The 11,113-nt window shown below is 72.0% G+C and carries 10 protein-coding genes and 1 pseudogene; 2 read left to right on the plus strand and 9 right to left on the minus strand.

Features of this window, described 5'->3' with window-relative positions; genetic code table 11:
* Positions 1 to 81: 81 nt before the first annotated feature.
* A pseudogene (locus tag P1P70_RS31730) lies at positions 82 to 1,272 on the minus strand (alpha-amylase family glycosyl hydrolase); the annotation flags it as partial.
* 64 nt (positions 1,273 to 1,336) lie between these two features.
* Here P1P70_RS31730 and P1P70_RS31735 point away from each other — a divergent pair.
* The gene (locus tag P1P70_RS31735; RefSeq protein ID WP_319243920.1) at positions 1,337 to 2,137 is read left to right on the plus strand and encodes a class I SAM-dependent methyltransferase; all 801 of its coding nucleotides are present in this window, start codon (positions 1,337 to 1,339) and stop codon (positions 2,135 to 2,137) included.
* A gap of 21 nt (positions 2,138 to 2,158) precedes the next feature.
* Here P1P70_RS31735 and P1P70_RS31740 read toward each other — a convergent pair whose 3' ends face one another.
* The 8 genes from P1P70_RS31740 to P1P70_RS31775 form a co-directional block, all read right to left on the minus strand.
* Entirely contained in the window at positions 2,159 to 2,965 is an 807-nt protein-coding gene (locus tag P1P70_RS31740) for an alpha/beta hydrolase (RefSeq protein WP_319243922.1), read from the minus strand.
* Positions 2,966 to 3,170: 205 nt separating this feature from the next.
* Positions 3,171 to 4,331: a serine hydrolase domain-containing protein gene (locus P1P70_RS31745; protein WP_319243925.1), complete on the minus strand. Its 1,161-nt coding sequence runs from the start codon at positions 4,329 to 4,331 to the stop codon at positions 3,171 to 3,173.
* 277 nt (positions 4,332 to 4,608) lie between these two features.
* The gene (locus P1P70_RS31750; protein WP_319243927.1) at positions 4,609 to 5,577 is read right to left on the minus strand and encodes an acetylxylan esterase; all 969 of its coding nucleotides are present in this window, start codon (positions 5,575 to 5,577) and stop codon (positions 4,609 to 4,611) included.
* A gap of 136 nt (positions 5,578 to 5,713) precedes the next feature.
* Positions 5,714 to 7,312 (minus strand): cation acetate symporter, encoded by a 1,599-nt coding sequence (locus P1P70_RS31755; RefSeq protein WP_319243929.1) that lies wholly within the window; start codon positions 7,310 to 7,312, stop codon positions 5,714 to 5,716.
* Positions 7,306 to 7,707 carry a DUF485 domain-containing protein gene (locus tag P1P70_RS31760; protein ID WP_319243931.1) on the minus strand — a complete coding sequence of 134 codons (402 nt, stop codon included), beginning with the start codon at positions 7,705 to 7,707 and terminating at the stop codon, positions 7,306 to 7,308. The genes P1P70_RS31755 and P1P70_RS31760 overlap by 7 nt, the downstream gene beginning before the upstream one ends.
* A 172-nt stretch (positions 7,708 to 7,879) precedes the next feature.
* Positions 7,880 to 8,464, minus strand: coding sequence for a hypothetical protein (locus tag P1P70_RS31765; RefSeq protein ID WP_319243933.1), 585 nt, complete (start codon positions 8,462 to 8,464; stop codon positions 7,880 to 7,882).
* Between the two features lie 231 nt (positions 8,465 to 8,695).
* Positions 8,696 to 9,457, minus strand: coding sequence for a ferredoxin reductase (locus tag P1P70_RS31770; protein WP_319243938.1), 762 nt, complete (start codon positions 9,455 to 9,457; stop codon positions 8,696 to 8,698).
* A gap of 43 nt (positions 9,458 to 9,500) precedes the next feature.
* Positions 9,501 to 10,106 (minus strand): sulfite oxidase-like oxidoreductase, encoded by a 606-nt coding sequence (locus P1P70_RS31775; RefSeq protein WP_319243935.1) that lies wholly within the window; start codon positions 10,104 to 10,106, stop codon positions 9,501 to 9,503.
* Positions 10,107 to 10,365: 259 nt separating this feature from the next.
* Here P1P70_RS31775 and P1P70_RS31780 point away from each other — a divergent pair.
* Positions 10,366 to 11,113: GNAT family N-acetyltransferase (locus tag P1P70_RS31780; RefSeq protein WP_319243937.1), on the plus strand; the 748-nt coding region annotated here is incomplete at its 3' end.

The raw sequence follows: 11,113 nt of genomic DNA on the forward strand, positions 1-11,113 counted from the left end.
TTTTTTTTTTCCAACCCAGAGCGGCTATCGGGGTTTCTCCCGGGTCCGTGGGTACGGGGAGTGGGTAAAGGGAAACCGCTATGGGGGGGGGGGACCCGGGCGGGTTGAGGTGGGGGCGGGGGCGCTGCCCTCCTTGTCGGGCAGACCCGGGAGGTAGCGCATGCCGATCTCGTCGCCGTAGTAGATCGCCGGGAGCGTCGGCCAGGTCAGCTGGAAGGTGAAGGCCGCGGGCAGCTGATCGGGCGTACGGGGGCCGCAGTTGAGGCGGGAGAAGTCGTGGTTGGCGGTGGGCAGGGAGACGAAGCCCGTACGGTCGACGGCCGTGGTCGCCTGCTGCCAGGCCTCGACGAACGGGCGCGGTGAGCCCCCGCCGCTCGCGTCGAAGAAGCAGTCGAGGGGGCCCCAGTCCTCGTGGACCGTGCCCGCGCCGTTGTTCCACAGCGAGCGCAGGGCGAGACCGTCGGTCGGGCCCCCGAAGTGAAGGAAGAAGTCGGCGTGGAAACCGGCCGGGATCGACACCTCCGGCTCGCCCCACTCGGCGAGCAGTACGGCGTCCGGGTGGGCGGTGTCCAGCCAGGCCCGCGACTCCGTCCAGACGCGGGCGGTCTCGGCCCTGTCCGGGTCGTCCTTCACCAGTGACGCGGCCATGTCGACGCGGAAGCCGGAGAGGCCGAGGCCCAGCCAGTGGTCCATGATCGTGCGGAGGGCCTCGCGGTTGGCGCGGGGGCCGTCGGCGTCGACCGGCAGCCGCCACGGCTCGGCCGGATTGCCGCGCGCGTAACCGAAGTTGAGGGCGGGCTGGGAGTCGAAGAAGTTCGGCAGGTACGCGCCCGGCCGGGTACCGGGGGAGGCGACGAAGCCGTCGGGCCTGCCCTGTGCCGTCCAGATGTAGCGGTGGTCGTCCGGGTCGTCAGCGGAGGCCCGGAACCACGGGTGGTCGATCGAGGTGTGGCCGGCGACGAGATCCAGCAGGATCCGGATGCCCCGGCGCCCCGCCTCGTCGACGAGCCTCGCCAGGTGGTCGTTGGAGCCGTAACGCGGGGCGACGGTCAGATAGTCCGCGACGTCGTACCCGGCGTCCCGGAACGGCGAGACGAAACAGGGGTTCAGCCAGACGGTGTCGACGCCCAGCCAGGACAGATGGTCGAGACGGTCGGTGATCCCGGCGAGATCCCCGATGCCGTCCCCGTCGGAGTCGGCGAAGGACTGCGGATAGATCTGGTAGAAGACGGCGTCGGCCAGCCAGGTCGGGGCGGGACGGAACGAAGTCATGTCCCGGACCATAGGGGAGAGTCCGCGCCCGGCGCTGCCCCGAGTCAGGCCCTAAGCTGAGGTGATGTTCACCCCGCAAGGCCCCAGCCTCCGCGAACTCGCCGTTCAGGCGCTCTCCTCCGTCGAACACGGTTACGACCTGCTCGCGCCCAAGTTCGACCAGACCCCGTTCCGTACACCGGACTCCGTCCTGGAGGCGGTCGAGGCGGCCCTGTCGTCGATGGGCCCCTTCGAGGACGGCCTCGACCTCTGCTGCGGCACCGGGGCCGGGATGGAGGTGCTGCGCGAGGTCTGCCGGACGAGCGTCACCGGCGTGGACATCAGCGCCGGGATGCTGGCCGTGGGCAGGGAGCGGGTGGGCTCCGGCACCACCCGCTCCCCGGGGCCGGGGGAGTCTTCCGCCGGCCGATCGGGCCCCGGGGGCGCCTTCGCCGGCGGCGAAGGCCCCCGCCTCTCCTGGGTGCGCGCAGACGCCCTCGCCCTTCCCTTCACCTCGGCCTTCGACCTGGCCGTCAGTCTCGGCGCGTTCGGGCACTTCCTGCCGGAGGAGTTGCCGCGCCTGTTCTCCGAGGTCCACTCCGTCCTGCGGCCGGGCGGGCGCTTCGCGTTCCCGCTGCCGGCGCCCGCCCCGGCCCGCTCCCCCTGGTACTGGGCGGCCCTGGGCTTCGACGCGGCGATGCGGGTGCGCAACGCGGTCTGGCGGCCGCCGTTCGTCATGTACTACCGGCCGTTCCGGCTCGGTCTCGTACGGCGTGAGCTGGAACGCGCCGGGTTCGAGGTGGAGTTGTCCGCGCTGCCCGAGTTCGGCCGGCGGCCCGACGGCAGCCCCCGGTGCCGCATGGTGGTGGCCACCCGCAAGGGCTGACCCGAGCCTGCCGACCAAGCCTCAACGAGTGGACTTCGCCGCCGACTTGATCAGCGCGGTCACCTTGTCCGGGTGGGACATCATCACCACGTGAGAGGAGTTGACCTCGACGGTGTGCGAGCCCGCACGCTTGGCCTGGAAGCGCTCCAACGCGGGGGAGATCGTCTTGTCCCCGGTGGCGACCATGAACCACGAGGGGATCGTGCGCCACGCCGCGGCCTGCGCCGTGGACTCGAACGCCGAGAGACTGACTGGGCGTTGGGACACCGCCAGCACCGACGTCTGCGAACGCGGCAGGTCGCCGGCGAACACGTCGTGGAACCTGTCGGGCTTGATGGCCACGTCGGTGTGTCCGGCCCCGTCCGGCAGGCCCTCCAGTGCCGGAAGCAGTTCGGAACCGGGGAAGCGGTTCGAGAGTTCGCCGAGCACCTCACCCTTGTCGGGCATGAAGGCCGCCACGTACACCAGCGCCTTCACCTCGGGCACGGACGCGGCGGCCTCGGTGACGACGGCACCGCCGTACGAGTGCCCGACGACGATCTTCGGACCGTCGATCGTGCCGAGGAGCGAGGAGAGGTACGCGGCGTCCGGCTGCAGGCCCCGGAGCGGGTTGGCCGGGGCGACGACCGGATAACCGGCCTTCTTCAGCCGTGAGACGACGCCGGACCAGCCGGAGGCGTCCGCGAAGGCGCCGTGCACCAGGACGACGGTGGGTTTCGGTGTCGTCCGGTCGGCCGCGGGGGCGGCGGCCGACGGGATGACCGTCGCGGTGAGCACCCCGACCGTGACGGCGACGCCCAGGACCAGAGGACGGTGATGTCTGCGCATGTGTGTGTCAGCTCCTGACGAAGTCGAGAAATCGGCATCGAAGGACCGCTGTTCGCTGCGGGGAGCAGCGATGGACCACAGTTCGCTCGGGGTCGATACTGGCACCGGTCGAGGCGCGGGAATCGACTGAGCGTGCACTCACGCAGGACTCTCCGTGCAGGGGGAGCACACCCCGGACCACACGAGGGGCGTGCCGCCCCATGGGTCACAGCGCGCTGTAGAGCGCGTCGACGAGCGCCATCTTGCGCGGGTCGTCGGCGATGTGCGGACCCATACGGTTCATGACGTACCCCAGGGAGACACCGGCCTCCGGGTCGGAGAGACCGCACGAGCCGCCGTAACCGTCGTGGCCGAAGGCCCTCGGGTTGGGCCCGTACGAACCGTGCGGGCCGCTCAGCCACAGCCCCAGGCCGATCTCCGTGTCCCGGCCGAAGCCGGCGCCGAGCACCAGGTCACGGCAGGCTCCCTGTCCCTCACGGACCCGCTCGGCCGCCTCGGCGGACAGCACCTTCCGGCCGCCCCACGTGCCGCGCAGCGCGAGGATCCCGTACAGCGTGGCCACCGCACGCGCGGTGCCGTGGCCGTTGGCGGCCGGCACCTCGGCGGCCCGCCACTCGGGGGTGTTGGCCTCGGCCGCGCCGACCAGCGGGTTGGCGAGCGCGGCCAGTGCGGTGGGCGTCAACTGTGCGAAGACAGCCGCCTGTTCGCTGGTCGTCGCGGCCGGCGGATGCACCAGCTCGGCCGCGCGTGACGCCTCCGTCTCCGGCAGCCCGATGGTGAAGTCGACACCGAGCGGACCGGTCACCTCCCGCGCCAGGAACGCGCCCGGCAGCAGCCCCGACACCCGCCGGACCACCTCGCCGACGAGGAAGCCGAACGTCATGGCGTGGTACCCGGACGCCGTGCCCGGCTCCCACCACGGCTCCTGCGCGGCGAGCCGCTTGACGGTCAGCTCCCAGTCCAGGAGCTGCTCGAACGAGAGGGGCTCACGCGGTCCCGCCAGCCCCGAGCGGTGCGACAGCAGATGCCGGACGAGGACGCCCTCCTTGCCGGCCGCCGCGAACTCCGGCCAGTACGCGGCCACCGGGGCGTCCAGGTCGAGCAGGCCCCGGTCGGCGAGGAGGTGCGCGCACAGTGCCGTCGGGCCCTTGGTCGTCGACCAGACGTTGACCACGGTGTCCCGCTCCCAGGGGCTGGTCCGCGCCGCGTCGGCCCAGCCGCCCCACAGGTCCACCACGGTCTCCCCGCGCAGCGTCACCGTGACCGCCGCGCCCAGCTCGTCGCGCTCGGCGAAGTTCTCCTCGAACGCCCTGCGCACGGCCTCGAACCGCGCCTCGCAGTGACCCCGCACCTGGGACTGAGACATGAACCCTCCGTCGTCCACGGCCGTGCGCCGGGACGAGCGTCGACCGGCCCCCTGAACATACCGACTGGTCGGACAGGAGGGAAGGTGCGCGGCGGAACGGCGGCTACCGGTCCTGCCCGCGAGAATTCCCGGGCAGGAACACCGGCCGTGCGGGCTCCGTGTGGACCGGATCAGGTGCCGTTTGCCGGTAGTCCCGGGGCTCCACCGCCAGGCCGACCATCGGTCCGAGAACCGCACGTCGCCGGCGCCCTCGCCGGTCAGCCGCCGGTGAGCCCCCTCAGAGCTGCGAGGCCAGCCAGCGCAGCTTGACCGCCTCCTGGAAGGGGCCGCCGCCCTCGTGGTCGTTGAAGTCGTAGACCTCGATGCGCTTGTTCGCCTCGGCCCAGGCGTTGAAGGCCGCGAAGACCGTGGACGGCGGGCAGGTCTGGTCCTCCAGGGCCGCCGAGAACAGTGCGGCGGCCCTGCCGCGCGCGGCGAAGTGCACGGCGTCGAAGTACGCGAGCGTGCGCCCGACCTGTTCCGTGCGGCCGCGGTGGGTCTTGAGGTACTTGCCGATCTCGCGGTACGGATCCCGGTCGGTGATCGTCGTGGAGCGCGGGAAGTCGCACAGGAACGGCACGTCGGGCGCGACCGCCACCAGGTCGGGGACCAGTCCGCCGACGGCGATCGCGATACCGCCGCCCTGGCTGGAGCCGGTCACGGCGGTGCGCGCGGCATCGGTGCGCGGATGCGCGCGGGCGGCCTCGACCGCGCGTACGGCGTCGGTGTAGACCCGGCGGTAGTAGTAGTTCTCGGGGGCGTCGATGCCCCGGGTCATGAAGCCGGGGAAGGCGGGCGCGCCCGCCACCGGGTCGGGGGTGTCGCCGCCCCCGCCCCAGGCGCTGCCCTGGCCCCGGGTGTCCATGACGAAGTGCGCGTAGCCCGCCGAGGCCCACAGGAGATGGGTGTGGGACAGGCCGCGACCGCCGCCGTAGCCGATGAACTCCACGACGGTGGGCAGCGGTTCGGTCGCTCCGGCCGGGAGGACCAGCCAGCCCTTGACCGGGTGGCCGCCGAATCCGGAGTAGGTGACGTCGTGGACCTCTACCGACTTCAGATGGGTCTCGACCGGCTCGAAACGGGCGTCCAGGTCGTGTGCGCGGGCCTCCTGGAGCGTCTTCGCCCAGAAGGCGTCGAAGTCCTCGGGCTCCGTCGAAGCGCTTCGATAACCACGGAGCTCGTCCAACGGCAGGTCGAACAGGGCCATGAAGGACCACCTTTTGAGTTCTACGGTGCGGATGAGGTGCGGATGATCACACCGTACGTGGGGCGTCGCGGCCCGCCAAGGGGCTTTTCCCTGGGTGTGCGACGCCCCACGGTTCACCGGCCGCCGGTGCCGGGGCTCACCTCTGGTCGGCCCCGACCAGGGCCCTGACCTCGAAGTCCTCGTACACGCTCTCCTGCTCCCGGGGACCGAGACGGGAGCCGAGCCACCCCAGCAGGAAGCCCGCGGGGATCGACACGATGCCCGGGTTCTGCAGCGGGAACCACGCGAAGTCGGCGTGGGGGTAGACCGAGCCCGGGGTGGAGGAGACCACGGGCGAGAACAGCACGAGCAGCACCGACGTGGCCAGACCGCCGTACAGGCTGAGCAGGGCGCCGCGCGCGGTGAACCCCCGCCAGAACAGGCTGTAGACGAGGGTCGGCAGGATGGCGGACGCGGCGATCGCGAAGGCCAGGAACGCGAGCGTGGCGGTGTTGGTGCCCCAGGCGAGGAGGGCGAACAGCATGCTCAGGACACCCAGGATCACCGCGGCGATCCTGGCCACGGCCAGTTCCTGCGTCTCCTTTGCCCTGCCCTTGCGGATCACCTCGCCGTACAGGTCGTGGGCGACGGACGAGGCCGCGGCGAGCATGAGACCGGCGGCGACCGCGAGCAGGGTGACGAAGGCCAGGGCCGAGACGACCGCCGTGAGCACCTCGCCGCCCAGCTCGTGGGCGAGGAGCAGTACGGCCGCGTCGCCCTTGTGGTCGATGTCGGCGATGGTCTCCCGGCCGACGACGGCCGTGGCGCCGAGACCCAGGACGCCGGCCATCAGGCACACGAACCCGACCAGACCCACCGCCCACACCACCGAGGCGCGCAGCACCCTGGTCCGGCGGGGCGCGAAGAGCCGCATCATGACGTGGGGGAGTGCGGCGAGCCCGAGGACGATGGCCAGTTGCAGGCTGAAGAAGTCGATCTTGCTGATCGGTCCGGCCCCGTAGCGCAGACCGGGCTGCAGGTACGCGTCGCCCAGTCCGCTGCCCGCGGTGGCGGACGCCAGGAGGCCGTCGATGTTCCAGTCGAAGCGGTTCAACACCAGGACCGCGACCACCGTGACGCCTGCGACGAGCAGCACGGCCTTGACCACCTGGATGAACGTCGCGCCGGGCATTCCGCCGATGGCCGCGTAGATGGTGACGATGGTGCCGATGATGATCACGATCATCATGCGGGTGGTCGGGCCGGGTTCGCCGACGAACTGTGTCATCAGCGCGATGCTGCCGACCAGTTGGGCCACGAGGTACAGGGTGCACACGGAGAGCGTGCACACGGCGAGCGCCAGCCGGACCTGCCGCTGCCGCAGCGGGAGCCGCCGGGCCAGGGCGTCACCGAGGGTGAACTTCCCCGCGTTGCGCAGGGGTTCGGCGATGAGCAGCAGCACCATCATCCAGGCGACGACCGTGCCGCCGAGGTAGAGCAGACCGTCGTACCCGGTGAGGGCGACGAGGCCGGTGCTGCCGAGCAGGGTCGCGGCCGACAGATAGTCACCGCACATGGCGAGGCCGTTGCGCAGCGGCGACATGTCACGGTTGCCGAGGTAGAACTCGCCGATCTCGTCCCGCTGCGGTGCCGTCAGCAAGGCGGTGAACAGGGTGATCACCACGACGGTCAGGAACAGCACGAACGTCAGCCGCAGGCTGAACGCGTCGGCCACGCTCGCGGAGAAGCTCACCATGCGCCGAACCGCCGTCCGGCCGGGACCCGACGCTGCTCGGCCTCGCGCTCCTCCAGCTGGGCACGGAGGCGCCGGACGACCGGGTCGACGTTCTCGCGCATGTGCCGGACGTACAGGAACGCGGTCACGCCCATGACGGCGAACTGCGCCAGGCCGAGGGTGAGCCCGAGCGTCAGATGTCCGATCAATCGCTGGTTCATCACTCCTGGCGCGAAACTCGACAGGAGGACGTACGACAGGAATGCACCGACGGACAACGCGGTCGCCGTTATCCCGAATCTGCGATATGACGTGCTTATTGAACGAAATTCAGGATGGGTGTGGATGAGCTGCCGGCTTGTCCGTGCGGGGGGAGACGGGGCAGAACTGCCGTACCGTGCCGCGTGGTTGGCCACAATGCACCCTCTTCGCTGCCTTATGCCTGTGGGGGGGAAGCGGAGTATGGCAGCAACGCAATTGAAGTATCAACTGCGTTGGAGAAGTGGATTTTGTGGATGTTCCGGGGGTGGCCGACATGCGCTGCGCAGCTATCAGCTGAGAATTGTTCGCGTTCGTTCTCGTGCCGCGTCAGGCCCAACGGTGTCCCCAGTCGGGCCCCGTCCGGGCCCACTCCTGCTCCCATTCGGCGAGCCGGTGCCGAATGGCGATCCGGCGGACGACGACGTGTCCGAGCAGCACGACGGCGACGGCCCCGCCCGTGGCGCAGGTCCCCATGGCCAGCGCGTGCTGCCAGACGGCGGTGTCGGTCGGCGGCGGCTGGACGCTGCGGCCGGCCTCGTCCAGCCACACATCCGCGCGGTCTCCGCGCTCGGTGCCCGCCGGCACCCGCGCCTCACCGGTACGGGAACCGCCGTCGGGTTCGGTCCAGCGGGCGCCCACCCAGTACTGGGGCTGCCTGTCGCCGTGCGCCGAGGGCACGGAGGCCGGCGCCCTCTCGACGACCACGGCGCTGACCCGGTCCAGCGCGGCGCGCTCGGCCACGGCGTGCGCCCGCGCGTCCCCGTGCGCCCACCGGCCCACCGCGACCCCGAGGGCCGGGGCGCCGAGGACGAGCAGCAGCACGACGCACAGCACCGTCCACGCCTCGACGACGTCCGAGCGTCGCCGCAGCGGATTGGCGCGCCAACGCCACCCGAAGACCTGGCCTCGCATCTCGCCCTCCCTCACCGGTACGGCCCTCGGATACGAGAACCCCGGTTAGGACTGGTCCGCACTTCCGGTGTACCCGAAAGAGGCCGCGATGGCATGGTTTGCGCCGTAAATCATGGTGGAGAGGGCGGACGCCGAGGGCGCGGCCACCGCGCCGGACCGCCCGGTCGAGCGGAACGGGACGCGCGAGGGTCAGTCGGACTCCCCGGTCGAGCGGAACGGGACGCGCGAGGGTCAGCCGAACCGCTCGATGCGGATGCGGTCCACCGGCTGTCCCGCCGCCACCAGCAGCCGCGAGGCGTGCTCGGCGAACGCGTTGGAGCCGCACACATAGGCCTCCCACCCGCCCGGCGGCCGCTCGGCCAGCATCGGCGCCACCTGCGCCGCCGACAGCCGCCCCACCGGTGACCCCTCGGGCGCCCGCCGGGTGAAGACGGCCGTGGTCTCCGCGCCGTACTCCGCCGCGTAGATCAGCTCCTCGGGCCCCCGCGCGGACACCAGCAGCCGCAGGGGCACGCCGAGCGCCCGCCCGCGGTGGTGGCGGAGCATCGACATCAGCGGGACGACACCGGAACCGGCACCGATCAGCAGCACGGGCCGGTCCCCCGGCCAGGCGAAGAACCCGCTGAGCGGGCCGCGCACCTCCACCACGTCGCCCGGCCGGGCCTCGGTGTGGAACCAGCCGGAGACCTCACCGCCCTCGACATGGTCCAGGGTCAGCTCGATGTGCCCCGTGTCGTCCGGCGGGGACGCCAGCGAGTAGTGGCGCTGCGCCGTGTAGCCGTCCCCGGCGGTCAGCCGCAGCATCAGGTGCTGCCCCGGCAGATGTCCGGCCCACCCCGGCACCGCGAACCGGAACGTGGACACGGTGGGCGTCTCCCGCCGGATCTCCGTCAGTGTGGCCGTCTGCCACAGGGCCGCCGCCCGGGTGCTCACGGCGATACGGCCGGGCACGGCGAACCGGGTGGGCGGCGAGAAGGGCGTGTCCGGCGCGATGGCCGCCGCCCGCGGCGCGATCGGCGTGTACGGGGCTGTCGTCTCAGTCACCGGAGTACCGCTGCTCCTCCCACGGGTTGCCCCGCGCGTGGTAGCCGTTCTGCTCCCAGAAGCCGGGCTCGTCGTGGTCGAGGAGCCGCAGGCCGGCGATCCATTTGGCGCTCTTCCAGAAGTACAGGTGCGGCACCAGCAGCCGCGCCGGACCGCCGTGCTCGGCGGACAGCGGCGCGCCGTCGTACTCCCAGGCGATCCAGGCACGCCCGCCGGTGAGGTCGGCGAGCGGGAGGTTCGTGGTGTAACCGCTGTGCGCGTACGCGACCACGTGCGTGGCGGACGCGTCGGGCCGGACCACGTCCCAGAACGCGTCCAGCGAGACGCCCCCGAAGCGCACCCCGAACTTCGACCAGCTCGTCACACAGTGGATGTCGCCCTCGTACGCCGACGCGGGCAGCGCGTGCGCCTCGTCCCAGTCCCAGGTGCGGGGCTCCGCCACCAGACCGTCGATCCGGAACGTCCAGTCGGCGGGTGCCAGGTCGGGGGTGACCTCGGCCGACAGCACGGGCCAGTCGTCGCCGGCGTCGTACTGGCCGGGCGGCAACCCTGGGTGGTCGACGCGGGGGCGTCCGGTGAAGCCTCGGGTGACGTTCATGGGGGCCCAACGTGACGGCGGTGGTTGCTGAGTCATACAACCGTACGTGCCGGTGAGGAGTGCCCCGGCCCCGGGGCGGGTGGCGATCATTGCGGCCGCGTGAACTCTTCGGAGCGCCGGGAACAGGGCCGCGTCGATCATCCTTGCCGCCAGTGGCCGGACCGGGTGGATCCGGTCGGCCGGCGGCCGACCGGCGGACGCCGGACGGGCAGAGCGAGCAGGGCAGGCCGGACGACGGCGGAGCGGAGTGGGAGAGCGCATGACCGAGTACGACCCGGGCGGCGGCAGGGGCACGGACACCGTGCCGCACGTCCTCGACAACCCCGCGCTGGCCTCCCTCACCGGGCCGCACGCACACTTCGCCGAGCGGCGCGGCCGGGTGCTGCGGTATCCGCTCGACGTCTCGCCGTGGCTGGGTCTCCCCGACGAACCGGACGCCGACGACTGGGCCGACCTCGCGGCGCTGGCCGGTCCCGGTGCCGAGGTCCCGGTCCCGGCCTACACCGGCGGTTTCCCGGCCGGCTGGGAGGTGACCTTCGACCTGGCGGGCGTGCAGCTCGTCGACGACGGAGTCGCCGCGGCCCCGGACGAGGAGGCCGTACGGCTCGGCCCGGCCGACGTGCCCGAGATGCTCGACCTCGTCGAACGCACCCAGCCCGGCCCCTTCCTGCCGCGCACCGTCGAACTCGGCACCTACCTCGGCATCCGCCGGGACGGCGCGCTGGTCGCCATGGCCGGTGAGCGGCTGCACCCGCCGGGCTGGACCGAGATCAGCGCGGTCTGCACCGACCCGGCCTTCCGCGGCGCGGGCCTCGCCACCCGCCTCGTCCTCGCCGTCGCCCACGGCATCCGCGAGCGCGGCGAAACCCCCTTCCTCCACACCGCCGCCGGCAACACGACCGCCATCCGCCTCTACGAATCCCTCGGCTTCCGCCTCCGCCGCACCACCCGCTTCATGGCGGCCCGGGTACCGGCGGCGGCCGCGACGGGGGAGGAGCGGGTGGGCG

Source organism: Streptomyces sp. MB09-02B, assembly GCF_033794485.1.
Lineage (GTDB): Bacteria > Actinomycetota > Actinomycetes > Streptomycetales > Streptomycetaceae > Streptomyces.